The sequence below is a fragment of the Paenibacillus hemerocallicola genome, from assembly GCF_006265175.1.
Lineage (GTDB): Bacteria > Bacillota > Bacilli > Paenibacillales > NBRC-103111 > Paenibacillus_AB > Paenibacillus_AB hemerocallicola.
Genome location: NZ_VDCQ01000073.1, coordinates 19632 through 46282, shown reverse-complemented (window position 1 = coordinate 46282; position 26651 = coordinate 19632). Strand labels below are relative to the sequence as shown.

Annotated in this window: 17 protein-coding genes and 1 rRNA gene (1 of these 18 only partly in view); 14 read left to right on the top strand and 4 right to left on the bottom strand. The window is 55.7% G+C overall.

From position 1 onward, the window contains the following. The 3 genes from FE784_RS34180 to FE784_RS34170 form a co-directional block, all read left to right on the top strand. Positions 1-1728: ribosomal RNA gene (locus FE784_RS34180) — 23S ribosomal RNA — on the top strand (it extends 1213 nt beyond the left edge of the window). Positions 1729-2051: 323 nt separating this feature from the next. Further along, positions 2052-3725, top strand: coding sequence for a ribonuclease J (locus tag FE784_RS34175; protein WP_139606734.1), 1674 nt, complete (start codon positions 2052-2054; stop codon positions 3723-3725). Between the two features lie 64 nt (positions 3726-3789). Further along, positions 3790-4689, top strand: a complete 900-nt coding sequence (locus FE784_RS34170; RefSeq protein ID WP_139606733.1) for an SDR family oxidoreductase — start codon at positions 3790-3792, stop codon at positions 4687-4689. Positions 4690-5133: 444 nt separating this feature from the next. Here FE784_RS34170 and FE784_RS34165 read toward each other — a convergent pair whose 3' ends face one another. Then, on the bottom strand, positions 5134-8346 hold the full coding sequence (locus FE784_RS34165) for an ATP-binding protein (protein ID WP_139606732.1): 3213 nt from the start codon (positions 8344-8346) through the stop codon (positions 5134-5136). Then, positions 8336-9007, bottom strand: coding sequence for a response regulator transcription factor (locus FE784_RS34160; protein ID WP_139606731.1), 672 nt, complete (start codon positions 9005-9007; stop codon positions 8336-8338). The genes FE784_RS34165 and FE784_RS34160 overlap by 11 nt, the downstream gene beginning before the upstream one ends. A gap of 213 nt (positions 9008-9220) precedes the next feature. Here FE784_RS34160 and FE784_RS34155 point away from each other — a divergent pair, with 213 nt between their 5' ends. After that, entirely contained in the window at positions 9221-12877 is a 3657-nt protein-coding gene (locus FE784_RS34155; protein ID WP_139606730.1) for a glycoside hydrolase family 44 protein, read from the top strand. A gap of 110 nt (positions 12878-12987) precedes the next feature. Here FE784_RS34155 and FE784_RS34150 read toward each other — a convergent pair whose 3' ends face one another. Then, positions 12988-13875, bottom strand: coding sequence for an AraC family transcriptional regulator (locus tag FE784_RS34150; protein WP_246132315.1), 888 nt, complete (start codon positions 13873-13875; stop codon positions 12988-12990). Between the two features lie 192 nt (positions 13876-14067). Between FE784_RS34150 and FE784_RS34145 the strand changes: the two genes are divergently transcribed. The 7 genes from FE784_RS34145 (at position 14068) to FE784_RS34115 (ending at position 21522) form a co-directional block, all read left to right on the top strand. After that, a complete protein-coding gene (locus FE784_RS34145) occupies positions 14068-14877 on the top strand; it encodes a sugar phosphate isomerase/epimerase family protein (RefSeq protein ID WP_139606729.1) in 810 nt (269 codons plus the stop codon). Positions 14878-15006: 129 nt separating this feature from the next. After that, positions 15007-16350, top strand: coding sequence for an LLM class flavin-dependent oxidoreductase (locus FE784_RS34140; protein WP_139606739.1), 1344 nt, complete (start codon positions 15007-15009; stop codon positions 16348-16350). Positions 16351-16389: 39 nt separating this feature from the next. Next, positions 16390-17694 (top strand): ABC transporter substrate-binding protein, encoded by a 1305-nt coding sequence (locus FE784_RS34135; protein WP_139606728.1) that lies wholly within the window; start codon positions 16390-16392, stop codon positions 17692-17694. Positions 17695-17707: 13 nt separating this feature from the next. Continuing rightward, a complete protein-coding gene (locus tag FE784_RS34130) occupies positions 17708-18727 on the top strand; it encodes a Gfo/Idh/MocA family protein (protein WP_176706713.1) in 1020 nt (339 codons plus the stop codon). Positions 18728-18757: 30 nt separating this feature from the next. After that, positions 18758-19636 carry a sugar phosphate isomerase/epimerase family protein gene (locus FE784_RS34125; RefSeq protein WP_139606726.1) on the top strand — a complete coding sequence of 293 codons (879 nt, stop codon included), beginning with the start codon at positions 18758-18760 and terminating at the stop codon, positions 19634-19636. After that, complete coding sequence (locus tag FE784_RS34120; RefSeq protein WP_139606725.1) at positions 19633-20664, top strand: Gfo/Idh/MocA family protein; 1032 nt, start codon at positions 19633-19635, stop codon at positions 20662-20664. Before FE784_RS34125 ends, FE784_RS34120 begins: the two co-directional genes overlap by 4 nt. A 240-nt stretch (positions 20665-20904) precedes the next feature. Continuing rightward, complete coding sequence (locus FE784_RS34115; RefSeq protein WP_139606724.1) at positions 20905-21522, top strand: 3-keto-disaccharide hydrolase; 618 nt, start codon at positions 20905-20907, stop codon at positions 21520-21522. Between the two features lie 203 nt (positions 21523-21725). Here the strand turns inward: FE784_RS34115 and FE784_RS34110 are convergent, their stop codons facing one another. Continuing rightward, complete coding sequence (locus FE784_RS34110; RefSeq protein WP_176706712.1) at positions 21726-23324, bottom strand: AraC family transcriptional regulator; 1599 nt, start codon at positions 23322-23324, stop codon at positions 21726-21728. Between the two features lie 194 nt (positions 23325-23518). Here FE784_RS34110 and FE784_RS34105 point away from each other — a divergent pair, with 194 nt between their 5' ends. From FE784_RS34105 to FE784_RS34095, 3 genes are read left to right on the top strand one after another with little or no spacing between them, the layout of a single operon-like run. Further along, on the top strand, positions 23519-24553 hold the full coding sequence (locus tag FE784_RS34105; protein WP_176706711.1) for an ABC transporter substrate-binding protein: 1035 nt from the start codon (positions 23519-23521) through the stop codon (positions 24551-24553). 32 nt (positions 24554-24585) lie between these two features. Further along, complete coding sequence (locus tag FE784_RS34100) at positions 24586-25599, top strand: FecCD family ABC transporter permease (RefSeq protein ID WP_425465582.1); 1014 nt, start codon at positions 24586-24588, stop codon at positions 25597-25599. After that, a complete protein-coding gene (locus tag FE784_RS34095; RefSeq protein ID WP_139606737.1) occupies positions 25599-26642 on the top strand; it encodes a FecCD family ABC transporter permease in 1044 nt (347 codons plus the stop codon). The genes FE784_RS34100 and FE784_RS34095 overlap by 1 nt, the downstream gene beginning before the upstream one ends. Positions 26643-26651 lie beyond the last annotated feature (9 nt).

The following is a 26651-nucleotide window of genomic DNA, read 5'->3' as shown; positions in this document are numbered from 1 at the left end:
AGCTATGACTGGCACAACTTTGGTTGTGCTTGGGTAGGGGAGCGTTGTGTATACCTTGAAGCCAGACCGGAAGGACTGGTGGAGCGTACACAAGTGAGAATGCCGGTATGAGTAACGAAAAGATCAGTGAGAATCTGATCCGCCGAAAACCTAAGGGTTCCTGAGGAAGGCTCGTCCGCTCAGGGTAAGTCGGGACCTAAGGCGAGGCCGAAAGGCGTAGTCGAAGGACAACAGGTTGACATTCCTGTACCACCGTAAGCCGTTACGAGCAATGGGGTGACGCAGAAGGGTAGTGACGCAGACTGATGGATGTCTGTCCAAGCAGTAAGGCTGGTGCGTAGGCAAATCCGCGCATCGCAAGGCTGAGCTGTGATGGGGAGGGAACATTGCAGTACCGAAGGTCATGATCTCAAGCTGCCGAGAAAAGCCTCTAGCCAGGCGAAGGTGCCCGTACCGCAAACCGACACAGGTGGGTGGGCTGAGAATGCTAAGGCGCGCGGAAGAACTCTCGTTAAGGAACTCGGCAAAATGACCCCGTAACTTCGGGAGAAGGGGTGCCTCGGTAGGGTGAATAGCCCGAGGGGGCCGCAGTGAAAAGGCCCAAGCGACTGTTTAGCAAAAACACAGGTCTGTGCGAAGCCGCAAGGCGAAGTATACGGGCTGACGCCTGCCCGGTGCTGGAAGGTTAAGGGGAGCGGTTAGGGGCAACCCGAAGCTGTGAACCGAAGCCCCAGTAAACGGCGGCCGTAACTATAACGGTCCTAAGGTAGCGAAATTCCTTGTCAGGTAAATTCTGACCCGCACGAATGGCGTAACGACTTGGGCGCTGTCTCAACGAGAGATCCGGTGAAATTTTAGTACCTGTGAAGATGCAGGTTACCCGCGACGTGACGGAAAGACCCCATGGAGCTTTACTGCAGCTTGATATTGGACTTTGGTACGATCTGTACAGGATAGGTGGGAGCCAGAGAAGTCGGAGCGCCAGCTTCGACGGAGGCGCCGTTGGGATACCACCCTGATCGTATCGGAGTTCTAACCTGCTACCGTAACCCGGTAGAGGGACCGTGTCAGGTGGGCAGTTTGACTGGGGCGGTCGCCTCCTAAAGCGTAACGGAGGCGCCCCAAGGTTCCCTCAGAATGGTTGGAAATCATTCGAAGAGTGCAAAGGCATAAGGGAGCTTGACTGCAAGACCCACAAGTCGAGCAGGGACGAAAGTCGGGCTTAGTGATCCGGTGGTACCGAATGGAAGGGCCATCGCTCAACGGATAAAAGCTACCCTGGGGATAACAGGCTTATCTCCCCCAAGAGTCCACATCGACGGGGAGGTTTGGCACCTCGATGTCGGCTCATCGCATCCTGGGGCTGAAGTAGGTCCCAAGGGTTGGGCTGTTCGCCCATTAAAGCGGTACGCGAGCTGGGTTCAGAACGTCGTGAGACAGTTCGGTCCCTATCTGTCGTGGGCGTAGGAAATTTGAGAGGAGCTGTCCTTAGTACGAGAGGACCGGGATGGACGTACCGCTGGTGTACCAGTTGTCTCGCCAGAGGCATAGCTGGGTAGCTACGTACGGAAGGGATAAGCGCTGAAAGCATCTAAGCGTGAAGCCCCCCTCAAGATGAGATTTCCCAATTCGTAAGACCCCTGGTAGACGACCAGGTTGATAGGTTCGAGGTGGAAGCGCGGCAACGCGTGCAGCTGACGAATACTAATCGGTCGAGGGCTTATCCAAACGCCCAAGAAAGTGAAGCATAGGCTGTCGAAGCGTAGGCAGAATACTTTCTCGGGGCCCGGTAAAGACCCTTATCGGGTAAACTCGATTCCGCTTTACACTCGATTCGTTTCGCATCCAGTTTTCAGGGAATAACAATTCCCCTTTAGGGGGGCGTTATAACCAAAGAAGACGTATTTCATCTTATGGATGAAGTACGTCTTCTTTGGTTATTCGTACAACATGCGGGCTGGGCGGATTTGACTCGACAGGTCCGAATTCATATTTCATCTGCAATGTGGAAACCTAATCGATACAGAAAACCGATACGGAGGAGATGGAGCATGAGTTCGGTCCACAACAAGCTATCCATATTCGCATTGGGTGGCGTAGGCGAAATCGGGAAGAACATGTACGTACTCCAATATGAAGACGATATTATCGTCATTGATTGCGGATCTAAGTTTCCGGATGAGGATCTGCCAGGCATCGATCTTATCGTGCCGGATATTACTTATTTGTTGGAAAACCGCGACAAAGTACGAGCGCTTATTCTCACACACGGTCATGAGGATCATATTGGCGGTCTGCCTTATATTTATAAACAGCTTCGCATGCCGATTTACGGAACAAAGCTCACTTTAGGGCTCGTAGAAGGCAAGCTGAGAGAGGCCAATTTGCTAAAGGAGGCCGAGCTTACCGTCATCACTCCGGAATCGGATATTCAGCTGGGTACGGTCTCGGTATCGTTTTTCAAAACGAATCATAGCATTCCCGATTGTCTGGGCATCGTTTTTCAAACGAACGAAGGGACTGTCGTGCATACCGGTGACTTCAAGTTCGATTTGACTCCGGTTAGCGAGGAAGCCGCTGACTTGCATCGTATGGCGGAAATAGGTAAAAACGGAGTACTGGCTTTATTATCGGAAAGCACGAACGCGGAACGGGTCGGGTTTACCCCTTCCGAGCGTAAAGTAGGGGTTCACCTTGAAGAAATTATGCGAAAAGCCCGTCAAAAAGTGTTCATCGCCACATTCGCTTCGAATGTACATCGACTGCAGCAGGTCATAGATGCAGCCGACAGCATGAATCGTAAAGTTGCATTAATCGGAAGAAGCATGGTGAATGTAGTAACGATCGCCAAGGAGCTCGGGTATCTTCAAGCCCGGGAAGAAATTTTCATTGAGCCGGGTGATGTGCATAAGTATCCGGCCGATCGAGTAGCCGTTCTATGTACGGGAAGCCAAGGGGAACCGATGGCCGCTTTATCGCGGTTAGCCCGCAATAACCATAGACAAGTAGAGGTGCTGCGCGGCGATACGGTCGTCATTTCCGCGACCCCGATTCCCGGGAACGAAAGGAATTTGTCCCGAACGGTCGACGACTTGTTTAAGCTCGGGGCGAATGTGATCTATGGCCCCGGTTCTGCGACGGGAGTCCATGTCTCGGGACACGGCAGTCAAGAGGAGTTGAAGCTGATGCTTCATCTGATGCGTCCGAAATATTTTATCCCGATACATGGCGAATATCGGATGCTGCACCAGCATCGATTGTTGGCGGAAGCAGTCGGAGTAGATCAAGATCATATATTCATTGTTGAGAACGGAGATGTAGTCGCTTTTCAGAATGGAGAAGCGCGATTGGCCGGAAAGGTTCCGTCAGGAAGGACGCTTGTGGATGGGTTGGGGATCGGCGATATCGGCAACATCGTACTGCGGGACCGCAGATCGTTGTCACAGGACGGCATCCTTATAGTGATCATTACGATCAACAAATCGCATGGAACGATATTGTCGGGGCCGGACATGGTATCGCGAGGGTTCGTATACATTCGCGAGTCCGAAGGGCTGTTGGAGCAGGCGAACGAAGTAGTCGTTGCGAGTATTGCCAAATTTCAAGAAGACAACATGAAGCAATGGAGACTGCTGAAACAGTTGGTTAAAGAAAACCTCGGTAAATTTCTGTACGAGCGGACAAAAAGAAGACCGATGATCTTGCCGATCATAGTGGAGGTTTAAGCGTAACGTTTCCGGCCTGGGTGAATATCATGCCTTATGCGATTTCATCGTGGGAGGAAAAGGCATGTATCCTGTATACCCTTATTATGGCATGGAAACGACTTGCAAGGAGACCCCGGTCTCCTTTCCGGCCCAGCATCAGGATCGACAGCCGGGCTTCGAGTACCTCATGGTACCGCAGCCGATATCGGACAATCCGGCTTATGTCGGGAGCGGCAAGCTGATGAATAAAGTGGCAGTCATTACGGGAGGCGATAGCGGAATCGGGCGTGCAGTCGCCATAGCGTTTGCCAAGGAAGGCGCGGATGTCGCTATCCCGTATTTGGACGAACATGCAGATGCGGAAGCTACCCGCAACATGGTTGAAGGCTATGGTCGTCGCTGTCTGCTCTTGCCTGGAGATTTGCGGGAGGAAGAGTGGTGCCGCGAAGTTATTTGCAAGACGGTGGCCCATTACGGAAAACTCGATGTGCTTGTAATTAACCAAGGCGTCCAGTTCCCTCAGACGAGCATTCGGAATATTTCCCGCCGGCAGTTGGAGGATACGTTCCGTACGAATATTTTTCCGAACTTCTTCCTGACCCAAGAAGCGTTAAACCACCTGAAGCCGGGGAGCTCGATCATTAGTACGGCTTCCGTCACCGCCTATGCGGGTGCTCCTTTGCTAATCGATTATTCTTCGACGAAGGGTGCCATCGTCTCTTTTACGCGGTCGTTGTCGCTTCAGCTGGTCGAATGCGGAATTCGGGTCAACGCAGTTGCCCCTGGTCCGATCTGGACCCCTTTGCAGCCGTCAAGCTATACGGCCGAGTATATTAAAACGTTGGGTGTGAATACCCCTATGCGCCGTGCCGGTCAGCCGTTCGAGCTTGCTCCGACCTACGTATATTTGGCTTCAGACGATTCTGGGTACGTAACGGGTCAAGTGCTGCACGTGAATGGGGGAACGATGACCGAGACATAATGGACAAAATGGCCAGCGGCGCCGCAAGTCCGATCCCATTAAATATTCAATTGAACGGCCGCATGATAGGATAGGCGAAGGCCGATTGCCTCTGCTGGAGCCATGCGGGACCGCGAATCCAAAAAATAGCGGAATTGTAGTATGCTATTGTCCCGAGCACTCGTGCTGATGGCAACATAGCGGAAAACCGTTCCGCTATTCCGTGATTCACGATCATATTTACCCCGAAAAATCGAGATACCGGAAGTCTGTTCCGTTATTTTCAGACGAATGACGGAATTCGGGACAATAGCGGAATATAGTTCCTTTATTTAAGAAACACTTTGCACCCGCTCCATCAAGGAGCCTCCGGGCTGCATGCGGGTTCTACTGTCGCAGAAAAAAACCTTGTCCGGGAAATTATCCGCTTATCCCGAGCAAGGTTTTTCTGCGTTTTCATGTCTTTCAACCTTGAAAGTTACCGGCGTATTCCGGTACAGGCAATGTGACGGAGAGCTTGCAGCCGCTCGCGGGGGAGTCCGGCCGGATCTCGACTGTCCCTCCGAGCAAATGAACACGCTCCATCATCGCAGTCAAGCCGAAGCCGGGCTTTGCATCCGCGAAAGGGATGCCGTCGTTGACCAGCATCAAGCGGATTTCCGCATCCGTGGCAGTCAGCCCGAATCGAAACTTTTGACACCGGCCGTGACGGATACCGTTGGTCAAGCCTTCCTGAAGAGCGTGATACAGCACTCGCCGGGTCAAGCCGTTCATATCAGGCAGGTTGCCGATTGTTGTATCGACAGACACGCCCGTCGAGTCTTCCGTCTCGCGGATCAGCTCCTTCATGGCCGGAACGAGCTCGAATGCAGCTCCTTCGTCCTTCAACAACCGAACGGACACGCGGATATCGTTCAAGCCTTTGCGGACGAGCTGCTGAGCGTTCTCCAGCTTCTCTTTCGATCTCGCGATATCCCTCTCGGCCAGCTTGTACGCCGCCTCCAGCTGCACGATTGCCGCGGTCATCGTATGGCCGACTACGTCGTGAATTTCGTGGGCGATCCGGTTGCGTTCCTCCATAACGGACAGTTCGGCCAGAGCCGCAGCCGTTTCCCGCACCGAGCCGGCCAATAACCGGTTCGTGTCTTCCAGCTCTTTTGTCCGCTTTTCCACAAGCTGCTCGAGGGAGCGGTGAAATTGGAGCAGGCGCAACTGGATCGCTACCCGGGCAAATAGCTCGCGCTGGGCGAACGGCTTCGGCAAGTAATCGTTCGCGCCGGCGTCGAAGCCTTCCTCCAGGTCCGCAACCCGGTTGCGCGCGGACATGAGAATAACGGGCAGCTCGTTCCCGTTCCATTTGCCGCGTATTCGACGGCATACTTCGTAACCGGTCATTTTGGGCATCATCACGTCCAACAGGACAAGATCGGGACGGATGCCCGATTCGAGCAGAGCGAGCGCCTCGAAGCCGTCCTTCGCTTGCAGCAGCCGGCAACTCGCGTTCTGCAAGTAATTCAGCAGCACCCGGATATTGACCGGCTCGTCGTCGACGATCAACAACAGCGGGATATCGCCGCCAGCTGCTTCACCGGTCTTTCCGACCAAGAAGTCCAGCTCCTCGGGCGCGATTCCGTCCCGCTCATCGAGAGAGTCCTCCGTCACGAATTTGGCAATCTCGGCATAACGGGCATCCGGAGAGTTTGACGGCTGCTCTTCGGTATGGGGGAGAAGAACAGATATGACGGTGCCGCGGCCGACCTCCGAGCTCGCCTCGATCGTTCCTCCCTGAAGCTCCACCAATCTTTTCGTAATGGACAAACCCAACCCCGTACCGCCTTCCGCGCCGTCGCTGGCTGCAAATGGTTCATATATCGAATCCAGCTTGTCCCGTGCCATGCCGTTGCCTGTGTCCTCCACGGCGATGCGAACGAAGGAGCGATCGCGGGTTGCCCGGACGAGCACGCTGCCGGACTCCGTATATTTGACCGCATTGCCGATCAGATTGTATAAAATTTGCTCGAACCGGCCGGAATCGGCCCAAACGGAGGCGCATTCATCCGGAATACGGAGCGACATGCGCAATCCTTTGCGGTCGGCGGCAGGAGAGAGCACAGCCAAAACAACTCCGGCGATACGGCGCACATCGACGGCTTCCGGCTGCAGCCGAACATCGAAATGCTTCAGCCGGTACAGATCCAAAATATCGTTGACGAGCCGCAAAAGCCGGTTGGAACTGGACAGGACGAGCTGCAGATTATCGCGCATCCGCTCATCGACCGGTCCGGCGGCGCCTTCCAGCATCGAACCGGTCAGACCGGCGATCCCGTGCAGCGGAGTACGCAGCTCATGCGATGTCGTACGCAGAAAGTCGTCCTTCAGCCGGTCCATGCGGACGAGCGTCTCGTGCTGTGCTGCCAGCTCGCCCGCATATTTTTGCGATTGGCGATATACGTCCAGAAACCGCTGAACGAGCACCATCGCAAGGCATCCCATAAATAACAGCAGGCCGAACGGAAGACTTTTCGTAAGCTTGACGTACAATGAGGGGTACAGCCTGGCGATAGTCTCGGACATCATCGGATAAGCGATTAATACAATATGGTTCAGAAACGACAGGACAAGAACGCCATACCCGAGCAGCAGCCATTTGACCGACGGGGAACGATTGCTCCGGCATTGACGAATCAAATTGATCGTCACGACCAGAAAGACCGGAACGATGCAGTACGGCAAGTAGTCCACCAGCAATTTTCGATACAGCCCGGCGTCCGCCGCAGCCGCAGCCGCGGTTGCGAGCGAGTAGGCCGACCAGAAGCCGATAACGGCTTTTTGGAGACGGCTATGCATGCTTCCCAGCGCCTCGGCATAAAAGCCGGCAAAACCCAGAATACCGAGCGGAATCGCCATATCCCGCCAGTAGTACACCCCATGCAGCGACTCGAACCACATCGGCGTAGATCTCAGCCAATATAGACCCAGACCGGAGGACGAAGCGAACAGGGCGAACCATATATAAAGGCGCTCCTTCGGCCTCCGGACGATCAGCAGGCAGGCGATGGCGGCGGCCAGCAGCAACGGGACGGAGCATAACAGAAGCAGCGCATCGGATTGCATCTGGGAAGCCAGCATGACCGACCGTTCGCCGATCAAATTCCAGGTGCGGGGGAGACTGGAATGTTCCCACGGCAATCGAAGCATCAACTGCTTCCCGGCGTCCTGTTCCTGAAGACGCACCGGATTGAAGGGGATGGCCTGATTGATATAACGTTCGAGTCCGTCGACGTTGAAGGCGTACACGCTTTTGCCGTCCAAGAACAGCTCCATGCCCTTGACGCCCCAGACGAACAAATAGGGGTCGCGCCATGGAATGGAGTCCGGCATCGTCTTGCGAAGCCAGAGCGTTCCCTCGTATTCGGGCAAGCTGGCGAAGGCTTTGTTATCGAGCGGCTCCCATCGGTCGGTATCGGACGGCCGATCTCCGCGAAACTGCTCCCAACCGATCGCGAGAGTATTCATTTTCCAATCCTGATCGGGAATGAACGGACTATTCTCGTCCCGGTCGTCAATTCCGGGAATTCCGGCAAGGACGAAGACGAAGGCCGCGAGAAGGAGCAGCAACGGAACGACGACGTTTTTTACCCGGCTTACCGCTTTTCGGACAACCGCTTTAGGTAGCATCCCGGAGAAGCAGCTCCTTAAGCCTGGCGATCGCGGCTTGCCGGTCGCTCGTACCGATTTTGCTGTAAATGACGCTTATATAGTTGCGGACGGTGCCTTCGCTCATAAACAAAGCGCCGGATATTTGCTTGTTCGAATGCCCCTCGAGCATGAGCATGATCATTTTGCGTTCGCGCTCGGTCAGCTTCAATCCTTGTTTCCTCAATTCTTCCTCATTGAAAGAGTCGGAGCTTTGTTCGGAGAAGACGTATAGACGGGAAGCGAGCTTGGCGGCGATGGCGGCCGGCATGATCAAGTCGCCCCGGACCGCGTCGCGCAGCGTCTGGACAATTTTGTCGGCCGGCATGTCTTTGAGTAGAAATCCGTTCGCTCCTCCCGCCATCGCGTTCACGATAAATTTGTCCTCGGCGAACGTAGTCAGCATCAGCACAATCGTGTCCGGGTAGTCTTTCTTGATTTTCTTCATGCTCTCGATGCCGTCCATGACCGGCATTTTAATATCCATAAGAACGAGGTCGGGGCGGTGAGCGATTACGGCCTCCAGCGCCTCCAGACCGTTCTCGGCGACGGCGACGACGGACATGTCCGTCTCGAGGTTCAATATCGTTTGCAGGCCTTCCCGCAGAAGCGTCTGGTCATCGGCTATTAGGATGCTGATCATGAGACGAAAAACCTTCTTTCGTATAGGTCGTAGTCCAGTTCATTATAACTCATTCCATCTGTATAAATCGTCGGTTTTATTAGCGTCTTCCCCATAATGACAAAAGTGGTGACAGACCGTCACTAGTCGTAAAGTCCCGCCCCTTATACGATTATCGGGTAGGTTTGCCTATGGCGAACCGTATACTGTGGAGGGAGCGGGAGTAAAGTGGGAATGACGAAACGGACAAAACGCGTCAAGCCGCTGCGGTTGACTGCGCTGGCGCTGACCGGAGCGATATTGGCGACGCAAATCGCGATTGCGGCGCCTGCGGTCGCCGCCGGAGACGGAGGAACGCTGACCGTCTATGACGATGCATTGTCCCCCGAATTTGCCAATTATGGCTGGGCGGACACCGAGCTGGCGGAGACGCGGATCGTGCATGGAGGCGGCAAGTCGGTCCGGATGGACCCCGATGGCGGAAAGGCGTTGTATTTCTATAAAGACCGGATCCTGAACGCGGACGATTACGATACGTTCCGGTTCTGGATTCACGGCGGATCGACCGGCGGGCAGAAGCTGAAGCTCGTTTTGACGCTGGGCGGTCAGGAGGTAGCGGCGCGGGAAGTGGGCGCTTTGCTGCCGGGCGGAGTGAAGTCCGGTCAATGGTCGGAAGTGACTGTGAAGCTGAAGGATATCGGAGTAAACGGGCTTCTGGACGGTATTCAGCTATGGGGAGACGGCGAACAGGAGCCGGTATATCTCGACGATATCGCGTTCCTGAAAGGGCAGGGCGGCCAGCAGCCCGGGGGTCAGCAACCAGGCGGACAACAGCCTGGAGGACAACAGCCCGGAGGGCAGCAGCCGGGCAACCAACAACCGCAGCTTGTCGGCTTGAGCTTCGGCGAGCAGGCGGCGACGGTCAAAGAGGGCGAGCAACGGCAGGAACGGTTGACGGCCGCGTTGTCCGACGGATCAAGCCGCGATGTGACGGCAGAATCGGTCTGGTCGTCCGCCGATGAAACGGTAGCCCGCGTATTGGCTGGGCTCGTGACCGGTGCGAAGGCGGGATTGACGACGATCCGTGCCGTATACGGCGGCTCGGAGGCGGTTTTGCCGGTAGAAGTCGTACCGGCCGTTCCATCCCAAGGCATTCCGATCGAGCCGGTTGACGGCATCTATGTATTCGACGACGCCTTGAACGGGCAGTTCACCGATTACAGCTGGGCCCAGCGCAGCCTGCAGGAGTCGTATACGATCCGCTCGGGCAGCCGCTCGATCCGTTTCGAGCCGGACAACGACAACGGGCTGTATCTGTACAGCAGTTGGGGCATTACGACGAAAGACTACGAGAAGCTGCAAATTTGGATAAACGGCGGCCCGGCAGGCGGACAGAAGGTCAAGCTCGTCTTTATGGCGGGCGGTCAGCCGGTGTCCGAAAGGTTGCTGGGCGATCTGATTCCTGGAGGCATCCCGTCGGGCGGCTGGTCGAAGATCGAGCTGATGCTCGCCGATCTGGGGCTTCCGAACGGCTTGTTCGACGGCATTTTGCTCGCGGGTGCGAACGCCGGAGATCAAGCGCCCATATATCTCGACGATATCGCGCTCGTGAAAAAATATGTGGCTCCACCGGCCATCGTGGAAGTCCGGATGAACACCCACCAGCTCGTGCTGCTGCCGGGAGAGACGTTCAGGCTGGATGCCGAAGCGTTTCTGGATAATGGAGTTACGGATATTGTATCGAATAAAGCGGAGTGGCAGTCCGATCGTCCGGATATCGTGCGGATCGACGGAGGGCTGGCGACGGCTAAGGCGGCGGGTATTGCCAAAATTACCGCGTCCTACAAAAATCATACGGCATCCGCTTACGTGCAAGTCGCGCAAATCGGTCAGGAGCCCGTATACGAGGACGGCTTGACCGCCGGCTATTTCAACCGCAGCTGGCACGAGAAAGATTTGGCCAATACGGAGCAGGTCCACAAAGGAACACGATCCGTGAAGTTCGAGCCGGACGGCTGGGACGGCGTATGGTTCGGCAGCCAGACCAAGCGCGAAATCGCCGACTATTACGGCATCGAGTTTTGGATCCATGGCGGGACGACGGGCGGACAGAAGCTGATGGTACACGCCTACGATAACTATACGCCGCTTGGTGCGGTCAATTTGGCCGATTATGCGCCGGAAGGCAAGCTTCCGGCGGGGCAATGGACCCGCATAGTGGTCAATTTCGCCGACATGGGCTTGTCGGAAGGTCGCTTCGACGGCATCATTTTCCAAGCGGCCACCGAAGACAACCAGGCTGCCGTATATATCGACGACGTCTTCCTGCTGCGCAATTTGCAGGCGGGACGGCTGCCGCAGCCGGAGCTTCCGACCGTGCAGGTCGGTATCGACACGTCGGCGGAACGGCGCGTGGTCAATCCGGACATTTACGGCATCAACTTCAACGATATGCATCCGAACGATTCTTCTCTGGCTTTCCCGGTTCAACGGTGGGGCGGCAATAATACGACGCGCTACAACTGGGAGCTGGACGTGGCCAACCGCGCATCGGACTGGTATTTTATCAATTATCCGTACGAGAACGACCGTCCAGAGCAGCTTCCGCACGGTTCCACGTCCGACCGTTTCGTGGATGGAGTGCTGGCTCAAAACGGGAAGGTGCTGCTTACCGTGCCGACGATCGGTTGGACGCCGAAGGCAAGGGCGATCGACTATGGATTTTCCCAACAAAAGTACGGCCCGCAGCAAAGCAGGGCGGACGAACGCCGCGACGCCGGCAATGGCGTGCGGCCGGACGGCACGCTGATCGAGAACAACGATCCGTTGGATACGTCCAAGCGGATCGGACCAGACTTCGTCACCCGCTGGATGGACCATCTCAAAGGGCGTACGTCCGATAGGGTTAACGACTATGCGCTCGACAACGAGCCGGAAATATGGCACGTCACGCATCGCGACGTTCATCCGAATGCGCCGACGTATGACGAGATTTGGGGCTTTACGGAGCAATACGGCAGCGCGATCAAGGCGAAGGACCCCAACTCGAACATCTACGGTCCGACATCGTGGGGCTGGTGCGCGTATTTCTACTCTTCCGCCGATAACTGCGCGGACGGTCCCGACCGGCAGGCGCACGGCGGCAAGCCGTTCCTGGAATGGTACCTCCAGAAGATCAGCGAGTACAAGAAATCGAAGGGCGTACAGCTGGTCGATTATCTGGACATTCATTTCTATCCGCAGGAAAATGTCGTGACGTCCGGCGAGGAAGGTCCGGCAGCCGCCAAGCGCCGCTTCCAGTCGCTGAAGTCGTTGTACGACCCGAACTTCGTCGACCAATCGTGGATTCAGGAGCCGATCCGGCTTATTCCGCGAATGAAAGAGATGATCGAGCAGCATATGCCGGGCATGAAGCTTGCCATAACCGAATACAACTTCGGCAACGGCGACGGCATCACCGCAGGCTTGGCGCAAGCGGAGGCGCTGGCGATATTCGGACGCGAAGGCGTCGATCTCGCTACCCGCTTCGGCGCCATGAAGGCCGGTACCTATATCGAGGACGCGTTCAAGCTGTACTTGGATTATGACGGTCGCGGCTCGAAGGTGAGCGGCACGAGCGTCAGCACGAATTCGAGCAATGAAAACGCCGTCGGCGCTTACACGATCGAAGGCGCGGATGGTCGACTGTATGTGCTCTTGTTCAATAAAGACACGGTAGTCCGCAAAGCCGAGGTGAAGTCCGACGAAGCCATGAGCGGCTCGGCGCAGCTTTACCGCTTCGACTCGAAGACGCATGTGGCTCCGGCGGGCACCGCAACGGCAGGCCAGGGCGGCGCGATTGCCGTACAGCTGCCGGCCCGCTCGGCAACGCTCGTAGTATGGAATCCGTGATCGGAAACGATCCGGATGCAACTCTATAACGGCATCAATCCCCCATTCCTTATGTTCGAGGAGTGGGGGATTTTCTTTCGTGCATATCCGAGATTTGCATTCCAAGAGGACTAATGGCCGTTATCGTCGACTTGGGGACTGCCGCAAGCCAACGATTTGCGGAATTCGCCCGGGGAGATCCCGTTGAGCTTTTTGAACGCCCTGGAAAACGAGAACAAATCCGGGTACCCGACGGACAGCGCGATTTCGGTAAGCGTGCAGGAGGTTTGTCCGAGCATTTTCCGCGCCGCGCTCATCTTGAGGCTTTGCAAATATTTGCTCGGCGACGTCCCGTAAGCCGATTGGAACGTCCGACTGAAATGGGCGCGATCCACTCCGACGAAGGAAGCGACCTTCTCGATCGTAATCCCTTCCGCATAGTGCATCTCCAAATAATCGACGCCTTTCGCAAGCCAGCTGACGGAAGGTCCACCGGCCGAGCTCTCGGTTTTCGCCGCCGGGTCCGCCAGCGACTCGAAGAGCTGGAACAAGATTCCCAGCTTGGCGAAGTCCGAGGCGTTATGACCATTAGCTTGAACTAAGCCGAAGAATCGGGTCAATAGCTCCCGCACCCCGGGACGCACGGCATTCGGAGCATACGGGGCTGCGGGACGAATATTCAGCCGTTCCAAAATCGGCAGCGCCTTTTTGCCGTCAAAGGCGATCCAGGCCATTTTCAGAGGCTGACTAACCGACGTGAAATATTCGTGAGACCGGTTCGGGAATAGGCAGAACATATCGTTTTGGCTCAAGCCGTAGCTTTTGCTGTCTTGAATAAAGGTGCCTGCGCCTTCCAAAACGAAGTGGAGGCTGTAATAGGGAGTCGTTCTCGGTCCGACGTGATAATGCGGCTTTGCAACGTTTTGTCCGAGACGAATCGGCCAAACGGCATTCGACTTCTCGATGACGGACGGGGTAAAAAAATATCGTTCCACATATTCCATAGGGTCGTCCTGCACGGCGTCCACTCCTTATGCAAGCAGTATAAGGGACACGGTGCGGCGAGTACAACAAGAAATTCGCGATTGCCTATCACAAAATGACAAATAAAGTCGAACACATAATGATATGGACGGAGGCGGGACAACCCTGCTATAGTTTATATATCCGATAAAACACAGTGTAATTATGGGATATGGGGTGGCGATAACATGAAATTTTTGTTCTCGACCGAGTTTGCCTCCCGGGAGGAGGCGCTTGCTCTGCTTCCCATCATTCGGCAAGCGGGCTTCGACGGGGTCGAGCCGACGTTTTTGCCGGACGGATTTCCTTCCGTCCGTTCATTTCGCGAGGATGCGGCCGAGTTCAGACTGCTGGCCGAAGCCGAAGGACTGGTTATTCCGAGCATGAGGGGAGGACCGCTGTTTTGGCCGAGGTTCGGTGCGACGGATCCGGATAAGCGGCAAGAGGCGGTTGCTCTCGCGGATAAGGCCGCGGAGACGGTCCGACTGTTGGGGGGGCAAGTGCTGCTGCTCGTTCCGGGAAGATGGGAGCCGGATCAGCTGTATGCCGATCTGTATGCGAATGCTCTCGATACGGCGGTACGTTCGGCCGACGTTGCTTTCCGACACGGCATTACGATAGGGCTGGAAAACGTGGACAACCAGTTTTTGCTCAGCCCGTCCGAATGGCGCCAATTTCTCGATCGGGTGAACCGCCCGGAACTCCGTTTGTATTACGATATCGGCAATACGGTATATTCCCGGCTCGGACATCCCGCGCAATGGATCCGCGAGCTGGGCATAGAGCGTATTTGCCGCATACACGTAAAGGATGCGACGCGCCAAGGTCAAATCGTGCCGCTTCGCTCGGGCGAGGTAAATTGGGCGGAGGCGGCCCGCGGGTTGGCGGATATCGGTTACGACGATTGGATCGGGGCGGAGCTTCCTCTTCCTCCGGCTTCACCGCTGGCTTTTCTGATACAAACCCGTTCGGCGCTGAAAGAAATATGGGGCGAGTGACTTGCGCAGGTAAGAAATCGTTTCAAAAGACAAAAGGATAACGGATGTCAACCATTCCAATGGGACATAGAACCGCCATACGGCGAGCCTATGTCTTTTTTGCATAACGGGAGGTAAACGATGAATCAAATGAATTCGGATCGCGGACGACAGCTTCATCTGGGCGTATTCCTCGACGCCGCGGGGCACTACGCCAGCGCTTGGCGTCATCCGGCGACGCCGACGGACATGTTTTTCCGGTTGGATTACTACAAACGATTGGCCCTCGCGGCTGAACGAGGAAAGTTCGATATGGTATTTTTCTCCGACCGGTACGGCATTCCCGACCGGTACGGCGACAGCTTCCGCGCGACCGTTCGATCGTTGCATTCGGCGCGTCTCGATCCATTTACGCTGATCACCGCTTTGGCGGGTGTGACCGAACGGGTCGGCTTGACCGCCACCGTGTCGACGAGCTTCAGCGAACCGTTCCATGTGGCGCGTCAATTTGCATCGTTGGACTTGCTCAGCGGCGGACGCGCGGCATGGAACGTGGTAACGTCCACAAGCGATAACGAAGCGCGCAATTTTGGCGAAGAGCGGATACCGGATCACGATAGCCGTTACGAGCGGGCGAGAGAATTTCTGGACGTCGCGAACGGTCTATGGGACAGCTGGGAGGAGGACGCCCTCGTATTCGACAAAGAAGCGGGAGTGTATGCGGATGGCGACAAAGTTCATTACCTGCATCATCGAGGCCGTCATTTCGGAGTACGCGGACCGCTGGACGTACCGCGCTCGCCGCAAGGCCGTCCGGTTCTCGTGCAGGCGGGCTCGTCGGACACCGGACGGGATTTTGCCGCACGCGTCGCCGAAGTCATCTTTACGGCGCAGCCGTCGCTGGATGGAGCCCGCTCCTTCTACGCGGATATGAAAACCCGTGCAGCCGCTTACGGCCGTTCGCCCGATTCGAACAAGGTCATGCCGGGGCTTATGCCGATCGTGGCCGGGACTGAGGCGGAGGCCCGGGAGACGGAGGCGCTGCTGGCGGAGTTTGCGGATCCGTTGGCCGGCCTGGCGATATTGTCCGATCAAATCAATTACGACTTGTCCGTTCACCCGCTGGACGGTCCGGTTCCCGAGCTTCTCGAGGCGACGGGCATGCAGAGCCGGCTTAAGCTGGTAGCCAAGCTCACGCAGTCCGATTCGCTCACGCTGCGGCAGCTCGGCCGGTTTTACGGGGGAAGCCGTCTGCACCGGAAAATTGTCGGGTCGCCTGTTCAGATTGCCGACTTTTTGCAGGAGTGGTTTGTGAAGGGGGCGTGCGACGGCTTTAACATCATGCCGCCGTATTTGCCGGACGGTCTGGACAAGTTTGTGGAGCTGGTCGTTCCCGAATTGCAAAACCGGGGCTTGTTCCGTGAGGAATACGAGGGACGCACGCTCCGCGATCATCTGGGATTGCCGCGGCCCGCAAGCCGATCCCGTTCTTGAATACGCAGCAAGATTCATCAAAACTTGGAGGGATACAAAATGAGAATACCGAAAGTCGCGATCGGCTCCACCCTGATTGGCCTGCTCCTGTTGACCGGCTGCGGCGGCAGCGGTCCGAATAATGGGCAAGCGGATGCACCGGCGGAAAAAGCTTCGTCGCCCGTTACGATCCGGGTACTGCAATACAGCACCGATATTACGGACGCAGATTTTCAGTCGCTGTTGGCCGAGCCGGTCAAGAAGAAATATCCGCACATTACGCTCGAGCTAGTGCGTCTCGCCAAAGGAACGACGCTGCAGGATTTGGTCGCAACCGGCGAAGTGCCGGATCTGATCTATACCGGCTCTCGGCAAATCGAAAATTTCAAAAACCTCGGGATTCCGGCCGATTTGAACGAGCTGATCAAAAAAAATAAGTACGACCTGTCGGCCTTGAATACCGACGTAGTGAATATCATCAGACAGCGGGGCGAGAAGGGCGAGCTTTACGCGATGCCGATCTTCTTGAACTTCTCCGCGCTGTACTACAACAAAGACATTTTCGACAAGTTCGGGGTGTCGTACCCGACGGACGGCATGACTTGGGAGGATGCGATCGCATTGGGCAAAAAAGTCGCCCGGACGGAAAACGGGGTCACATACAAGCCGTTGAACCCGAATGCCTTCGTCAATTTCGGCGCGCCTTATCAGGTTAACTATGTCAATCCGGACAATCATACGGCCGTAATCAACAATGAAGCGGTGAAGAAGGCATTGACGCTGTACAAGCAAGTTGCCGATTTGCCCGGCAATAAAGATTCGGTCACGAATGCGAGGAGCCGGTTCCAGAAGGAGCAGGATTTGGCGATGCAGCCCGACTTCGCGGAAATACTCGGAGAGCTGGCCGAATCGGGTAAGACGGGCAATCCGATCAACTGGGACGTAGTCTCCTATCCGAGCTTGGCGGATGCGCCCGGACTTGGTTACGAGACGATCGCCTTCATGCTCATGCTTTCTTCATCAAGCAAGCACCCGGACGATGCCTTCGCGGCTATTCAAGCGATTACGTCGGCGGAAAATCAATTGAAGCTGACCCGAGGCGGGAAAGTTCCCGCACTCAAGGATCCGCAGCTGCTCGAATCGTTCGGCGCCGACGTCCCGGGATTAAAAGGAAAAAACTTGAAGGGCATTTTCAAAAGCAAGCCGTCCCCGAGTCCGAAGCGTTCGAAGTACGAGGATGTAGCCCGGCCCGTCTTAAACGCGTATGTGCAAAAAGTCATCAAGGACGAAATCGACATCAATTCCGCGCTGCGGCTGGCCGAAGAGGAAGCGAACAGCAAGATCAAGGCGCAAAATAATCAATAAAGGAGCTCGGAGAATGAGCAAAGCGTATCGCATAGCCGTCATCGGCACGGGAGCAATGGGAAAAAAGCATGTGGAAGGGTGGCAGCTGGCCGGTCATCGCGTCGTCTCCGTTACCGATATCAATCTGCAGTCGGCAAAGGAGGTTGCGGACAAATTCGGAGTCGGGGAAGTGTATGCCGACTACAAGGAGTCCATCGCGAGGCCGGATATCGATATCGTCTCGATCTGCCTGCCGCTGAAATTCCACGCGCCGGTTACGGTGTTCGCAGCCGGGCAAGGCAAGCACGTATTTTGCGAAAAGCCGCTCACGGGTTCTACGGAGCAGGCGAACGAGATGGTGGCAGCGATACGCGAGGCGGGAGTGCAGTTCGGCATCGGCTTCCAGCGCAGCTATGCATTGGATGCCGAGCTGTTCACGCAATACGTCCAGGAAGGGAAGCTCGGCAGACCCGTGCTGTTCAATTCCGAAAACCTGATGGAGGTCAGGCCGAAAATCGCGATGCATGATTATTACGGCAACATGGGACCGGTCATGGACGTATGCTGCCATTCCTTCTTCTTGTGGAGGACGGTGTTCCGGTCGCGGGCCAAATTCGCATACGCGAGCGGACGCATCTTCGCCAAGGATCGTCAGGAGCTTGTTTCTCTGGAAAAGCTGGCGATCGACACCGCATCGATCACCGTCGAATACGAATCCGGCGACGTTGGGGCAATGACCGTATCATGGGGACTTCCCGCCAAGACGAAGCTGCGCAGCCGGTGCCCGGACCGCGTCATCGGCCCGGAGGGGGCTGTCGAAGCGGCCGGAGGCGGCAAATGGAACGTGTTTATCGGCAGCGGCACGGAGACGGTCCAGCTCGAGAGCGGGAACTTGCACGAGAAGCAATTCGCGCAATTTGCCCGCTGCTTGGATTATGGCACACCTTATCCGATCGGTTTGCGCGAAGGGCGGGAAATTTTGGCTTTGACGGAAGCGGTGTTTAGGTCCATCGAGGCCGGCAGCTCGGTCCAAGTCGTCTACGATTTCGATTGATCGCCGATAACGGGCAAGGGAGGAACGAAAATGAACATTGCGCTATTTACGGGTGTTTTGCGCGACGCTCCGTTCGAACACGTGGCGAAGACGGCGGCGGAAATCGGGTACGATGCCCTGGAGCTGAGAGCTTTGTCCCATTTGAAGCCTGACAGCTCCATAGAGCGGGTGAAGGAAGTAAAGAGGATCGCCGAACATTACGGATTGGCCATACCGGTCATTTACTCGAACATCAACGGCCAGTACGCCAATTCGACGGAGCAGGAAGCCGAGGGGAAGCTGGAGCTGCTGAAGCGATATGCGGAATGGGCGGCCATTGTCGGAGCTCGGATGGTATGCCATGGCCCCGGAGGCCCTTCTCCGCACGAGGCGGCTCAGGAGCATTTCGACAAGGCGTCCTATTGGCTGGACCGGGCGGCGGCCATCTTGTCGGATAGCGGCGTCAAGCTTGTATTGGAAATCCATCATAAATCGCTGGTCGAGACGATCGACTCGACGCTCAGATTGCTGGATACGATCGGGCGGCCCGATGTCGGAGCGATACTCGACCCGGGAAATATGGCCATCGCGGGCGAAGATTACGGCGAAGTGGCCGTCAGGAGGCTCGGTGACCGATTGTTCCACGTACATGCCAAGGACGTATGGTTCTATACGGACCCGCAGGATGAAGCGAAAGGATATGCCGGCCGGCAATACAGAGTCGAATTGATGGGCAAAGGCCATGTCGATCACGCCCCTGCCTACCTGGCGCTTCTCCATTCGGGTTATGAGGGTTATGTCAGTTTGGAAGCGCAGGTAGCCGGCGTCGAACCGGAACGGATCGCGCGCCACGAGTATGAACAGGCCCGGCGTACTTTGCAGCGCCTTCATGTCGATAAAAATGCTTTCCGGGGAGGTGCCATCAAGTGACGGTACGATATGGACTTATCGGATATGGCGCATGGGGGAGCCACCATGCCAAGACAATTCAATCGACGCCGTCGGCGCGGCTGGTCGCCGTCGCCGCCTCGTCCGAGGCATCGGCCGATAAAGCGAAGGCCGAGCTTGGAACGGACGTGTACACGGACTACACGAAGCTGCTGGAGCGCGAAGATATCGATGTCGTAGATATTGTCGTGCCGAATTACTTGCACCACGAGATCGCGCTGAGGACGCTGAAGGCCGGAAAGCATATCCTGCTCGAGAAGCCGATGGCGCTGACCGTCGAGGAATGCCGGGACTTGATCGACGAAGCGGCAGGTCGAGGATTGACGATCCAGATCGGCTTCGAGCTCCACTTTTCTCCGCTGTGGGGAAGAGTAAAAGCTCTTATAGACGAGGGCAAGATCGGCGAGTTGAAAACGGCCCATGTGCATTTGTCCCGTTTCCCTTACCGGAACGGCTCCGGAGGCTGGCGCAAGGACGCGAAACGGGTCGGCAACTGGATTTTGGAGGAGCCTGTCCATTTCTACGATTTGGTCCGTTGGTATTTTGCGGGCCAAGAGCAGCCGGTCAGCTTGTATGCGCTTGGCAATTCCCGTGACGCCGGCACGGAAGCCGATCAGTTGTACGAAAATATTGCCACAGGCATCTCGTTCTCGAAAGGCGGATATGCCACTGTTAATCAGACGTTGGCCGCATACGGGCACTATTTGTCAGGCGAGTTTATCGGGACGAAAGGGGTGCTGAAGGCGAAATGGTCGGGCTCGTCCGATCGGATCAGGGACCCGCGGTTCCGACTCGAGTATTACGACGGGGAGCACCGGCATGAGCTGGAAGTTGTCGATAAACCGGGCGAGTTGTTCGAGCTGGAATATCAGATCGCCCAATTTACGGAAGTCATCGCGAAGGGCGAGAGGCCGATCGTCAGCGGAGAGGACGGCTTGTGGGCCGTGAAGCTGAGCTTGGCGGCCCAAGAATCGATCGTGGGCAAAAAAGTCGTTTTGTTCGATAGATAACCGGCAGTCTAAAAACCCGCCGATCCCTGCGGATTGGCGGGTTTTTATTAATGCCATTAATAAATATTTATTAACAGTACCAATTCATATTTATTTATAGCATTAATTAATAATTAAACCGCGAATGGTTTTTATTTCCTCGAGTGCAGGATATGAAGAGGCGGGAGAGAATAACTAGCTTTGGAATGTCTTTCAAGTACGAATCATTTTGCCGAAATCATATTAGCGGGAGGAATCGAAATGATCAACGCTCTGACGGAAGAAGAAACGCAAAAAGGGATTCGGCTCTTGTTCGACGGGAAAACGCTCGAAGGCTGGGTCGCTACCAAGTACCCCGAAGGCTGGCTCGTGCAAGATGGAAACCTTGTGTGCAAAGGGGAAAGCAACGGATATTTGCATACCGTCGATCAATTTGAGAACTTTATTTTTCAATTGGAATACAAGGCGGCTTCCAAAACGAACAGCGGCGTTTTTTTCAGATGGACCGACCTGGCGGATCCGGTGAATACCGGACTGGAAATGCAAATTTTGGATACGCACGATCAGGACACGATGCTCAAAAACAGCTCGGGCGCCTTGTACGATCTCGTAGCGCCTTCCTCTAACGCTGTTCGGCAAGCGGGGGAATGGAACCAAATCGAGATTCGATGCGAGCGCAATCAAATTCGGCTCAGCCTAAACGGTATAGTCGTAGTCGAAGCCGATATCGATCAATGGACTGCGGCCGGCAAAAATCCGGACGGAACCGACAATAAATACAAGTACGCCTGGCGGGACCGGCCGCGCAAAGGGCATATCGGACTGCAGGACCATGGCGGCTATATCGAATTTCGGAATATTAAAATCGTTGACTTGTAGTTCATTGTCCCGAATGTTACGAGTAATATCGCATTCCCATAATGGCCGTAGTTTTTGAAGAGCGATATCGAACCTTCAGCTGCGGCGGGCGACGCCCGGCTCGACGTTTTAAACGTCCCAGCCGGGCGTCGCGCTTCAGAGCGTTCTGCCATCCCATTCGAATCGCTGGCCCGTCACCCCGTTCCGAACCCTTCAGAATCTGTTCAACATTGCACGAGCGGGAAACCCGTCGCGTCTCCGAGCAGTTCACGGATTATTTGCATCCGCCCGTGCGGCGACCAGCTCATGGCAACCCAATTCGGGACGGAGTAAGTACAACCGCTGCTGACGGCCCGGGTCGAATGCCATTGCGGAGCCTGCCGGATCGGCCGGAACAACCGATCGTCACCGGGATCGATCGAATGCTGAATAAACAGATGATCGGTTCCCATATCCGGGAACTTGTCAAGCGCAAACTCCACTATCGCGTCGTAGGCGGGAACGCATGCTCCGGGTCTTAAACCAAGCTCCGAGTATAGCAGCAAATTGAGCGGATGGCGAACGGTTCCCTGTACGCGTATCAGCTTATGGGCGAGCTTCATTACCGTTACGGTCTCCTGGCCGAAGCGACGCCTAATCCGATTGCCTTCTTGCTCGATCGCAGCGTTCATCCGTTTTATATCTCGCTCCGCTTCATTCTCCCTGCCGACGACTTCGGCAATCCGCATATGGACCGCACGCCAGTCGGCGACCAGTTCAAACGTTACGGTAGGCGCTATTTGCTTCAATTGCTCCACATAGGGCAAATGATGCTGATCGCACAGTATTAGATCGGGCTCCGCCTGGCGAAGCTGCTCGATCCGCTCTGCCACAAGACGCCGGTGGTCCTCGACGCCGATCATTTTACTGCGGTGGCAATTTGTCGCGAAGACGGATTCCAGCCCGAGCGAATGCAGGTTGTCCTGAACGCGCATGCAGGAAGCGACAGCCACTTTCGTATGCTTGCGCTTCATGTACAGAGTAGGAGGGACGCCGGTCTCCCGCTTGAACATGCGGCTGAAGTAAAACTCGTTCGCGAAGCCGCTGGAGGCGGCTACGTCCTTGACCGAACGGTTGCGTTCCCCGAGCATTTGCTTCGCCTGGGCAATCCGGAAATCATTTAAGTATTCGAACGGAGACAATCCTTTCAGCTTCTTGAATTCGCGGGAATAAGAGGTAGGCGTGAAGCCGGCGATGCGCGACAACGTCTCCAGCTTGATTTTATCCATATAGCGGCCATGAATATAAGTGATGCTCCTCTCGATTCCGTCATCGGGTTCTGCATGCTCGGCATTACCGTTCAGCCCTGAAACGATGCAATGAAGCAGCTCTTGGAAGCGGACATTCAGCAAGAAGCCCGAGCTCGTCAATTTCCGGTACGATTCAAGGAGCTTGAATAGCTTTTCCGGCACGGGAGACGTATGATTCAGCTCGATTTTGCCCGGTGCAAGCGGAAGATAGGCCTTGTCATAATCTATCCGGGCCGGTGATTGCCCGAGCTGCGCGTCAAACGCCACGCCTTCGAGCGCGAGCAGGAAATATTCGGCATCTTCGGAATCCGACGTCGCTTCCAGCACAGTGCCCGGCGCGATGAAGAACAGTTGATCGGGTTTTGGCCGAAATAGTGTATGATCGATCCGCAGCGTCCCGGTGCCCTTCAGCATATAGCACAGCAAGGGCACCGGGACGTTCCGCGCCCGCTTCGTCCTGCCTTTCGCCAACTGCCGTATATGGATCGAAGTCAACAACAGCATGATTCGTTCGTTGGCGTTCAATCGGGTCATAAGACCGGCTCCCTTTCGTTTGGATAAGATGACCCATGTGTGATAATCATTCTCAGTAAGTATACCATACATTCGTCTGCAGCGGTTTGCAAAATTGTGTATGAAATCCGGATACAATGCTGTATGTACAAGTTTGGCTGCTCGTCCTTATAATTGATAAAGATTCTCAATATCAATCGAAGGGGACGACAACTATGAAACACATCAGTATCCTATTGTTATTTGCGCTAACCCTGCTGATCATGGCAGGCTGCGGTTCGGCTGGTCCAGCCGGTGGAAGCGGAGCCTCCGGAGCGGCAACCGTTTCGAAGGAAACGGGGGGATCCAAGGAGAGCTCCAGTCCGAACAAGGATTCGAGCGGAAGCAAGGGCGCCCAGGCGGAGAGAACGATCAAACACGCCATGGGTACGGCGACGCTGAAAAAAACGCCGGAGCGGGTCGTCTATTTATTTCAAAGCATGAACGACGTAGGCGTGGCGCTGGGCGTGAAACCCGTCGGGGCGGTCGAGTCGACGGACCAGAAGCCGTGGTTCAAGTATTTGGGAGACATGAGCGGAGTGAAAAGCTTGGGGGATGAAGGGCAGCCGAATCTTGAAGCGATTATCGCCCTCAAGCCGGATCTGATCATCGCCACCAAAACCCGTCACGAGAAAATCGTGCCGCAGCTGGAGGCAATCGCGCCAACCGTCGTTACCGAAGATTTGGCTGATTGGAAAGATAATTTGCGTCTCGCCGGCGAAGCGCTCGGCAAGCAGGAGCAGGCTGAGAGCATTATGAAAGAGTGGAATTCCCGCGTAGCGGATTTCAAGAAGAAGATGGGGACGAAGCTGGAGACGACGACCGTGTCGGTCATTCGGGTACAGCGGGACAATAGCGTCAAAGTATATTTGAAAGGCTTTCCGGGCTTGTTCATGCGGGAACTCGGGCTGGGCATACCGAAGGCGCAGCAGGTGACATTCTCCGGATCGGGTCTCGACATTACGTCCAAGGAGCATATTCCGCAATTCGATGCGGATTACATCTTCGATATCACGACCCCGCTGCCGGGACAGGAAAACGTGCCGAAGCTGCAAGAGGAGTGGACCTCGCACCCGTTATGGAAAAGCTTGAATGCGGTTAAAAACGGAAAAGTGATCAAAGCCGATCCGATCACGTGGAATTTCGGAGCCGGACCGCTTGCTGCCAAAGCGATGTTGAATGACATGTTCCGCTACTTTGGTCTGGAATAGCGCCACGGCGGCTGGAACGGGAGAGTTCGGACATGAATCGATTCAAGTTGCGCGCTAACGGTTTCAAAACGGCAGGCTTGGCGGCGTCCGCCGCGATGCTTCTGCTTTGCCTGGCGGCAAGCATCATGCTCGGGGCAACAAACTATAGCTGGGGGACAGCCTGGCAGGCGATGTTTCAATATAACGAAGCCATACCGGAGCAAATCATCATTCGGACGACCCGGGTGCCGAGGGCGCTTATTGCCGCCGCAGTAGGTGCCAGCCTGGCCGTCGCCGGCGCTCTTATGCAGGCAATGACCCGGAATCCGTTGGCTGCTCCCAGCGTCCTCGGAATCAACGCTTCCGCGACCTTTTTTCTGGTCGCGGCGGCGTTGGTTTTCTCCGTGGACGGGCTGTATCCGCTGCTATCGGTTTCGTTTCTGGGCGCATCGGTCGGAGCGGTGTTGGTGTACGCTCTCGGGGCGGTCGGCCGGGACGGGCTGACACCGCTGAAAATCATTTTGGCCGGATCGGCGATTACCGCCCTATTCTCGTCTTTTACCCAAACGCTGCTCGTCCTTAACAAGCAGGGACTCAATACGGTATTGTTTTGGCTGACCGGTTCGATCGCCGGACGTTCTCCGGATCTGCTTATTGCCGTGTTGCCATTCATGCTGGCCGGCTGGATCGCGGCTGTCTTGTTGGCAAAAGATATGAACCTGCTCATGATGGGCGAAGAGACGGCCAAAGGAATGGGACAAAGGATCGCTTTCGTCAAAATAGCCATTGGCATTCTCATCATCGTGCTGGCTGGAGGTTCGGTATCCGTAGCCGGACCGATCGGCTTTATCGGCATCGTAATTCCGCATATAGCGAGGTTTATCACCGGTGTCGACAACCGCTGGGTTATTCCGTATTCCGCCTTACTCGGAGCGATCCTGCTCATCATTGCTGATTTGGCTGCCAGATTCGTAATGGTGCCGGAGGAAATCCCCGTCGGAGTCATGACCGCTGTCGTAGGTGCCCCGTTCTACATCTATATCGCGCGGAAGGGGATAGGCAAATGATGAACCGGTTAATGTCCTTTCATGCTCGAAACGTACGGGCGTTATTGTCTATCCGCTACAAACCGGCGGCGATCGTTTTGATGCTGTTGATCGGATGTCTGTTGACGTCTATCGTCAGTATCGGCTTGGGGGAGATGCGCATATCTCCGGTCAACGTCGTGCGCGGCGTTATCGGAATCGGCGGGGATGACTATACGCTAGTGATTCGCAAGCTGCGATTGCCCCGAGTCGCTGTAGCCCTGCTCGCCGGGGCGTCGCTCGCCGCGGCGGGAGCGATACTTCAAGGGATGATCCGCAATCCGCTCGCATCGCCCGATATTTTGGGCGTAACCGGAGGGGCGTCGGTTGCGGCTATCGCTTTTATGAACTATTTGCTGGGGACTGTAACGATCAGACTGCTGCCAGCTGCCGCGATGCTAGGTGGAATCATCGTCGCGGGCTTGCTGTACGCGTTGGCGTGGAAAAGAGGCGTGACTCCGATGAGGCTTGTGCTTGTCGGTGTCGGGGTATCGGCGCTCATGTCGGGCATGACGACGATGCTGCTGCTGTTTAATCCGAGAAACGAGGCTAGCCAAGCTTATTTCTGGCTGACGGGGTCGGTATACGGAGCGAACTGGGAGCATGTCCTTACTTTGCTCCCATGGACGGCGCTGCTTCTGCCTTGGGCGTTTATGTTGGCGAGGCAGATCAATGTGCTTCAGCTCGGCGACGAGGTTGCGACAGGCGCGGGGAGTCATGTCGAACGCAACCGTCTGCTGCTGCTGCTGATCAGCGTGGCGTTGGCCGCTTCGGCCGTCTCCGTCGCGGGCGGGATCGGATTCGTCGGTTTGATCGCGCCTCATATGGCCCGCAAGCTGGCAGGTGCGAATTTTCGCGTCATTTTGCCCGTCGCCGTCTTGCTTGGAGCCATCGTTGTCGTGTTGGCCGATTTGGCCGGAAGAGTATTGTTCTTGCCTATGGATGTACCTGCGGGCGTATTCACATCCGCAGTAGGAGCGCCGTTTTTCATTTATTTGCTGTATTCCAGACGAAATGCCCGATAAGGGAGATGC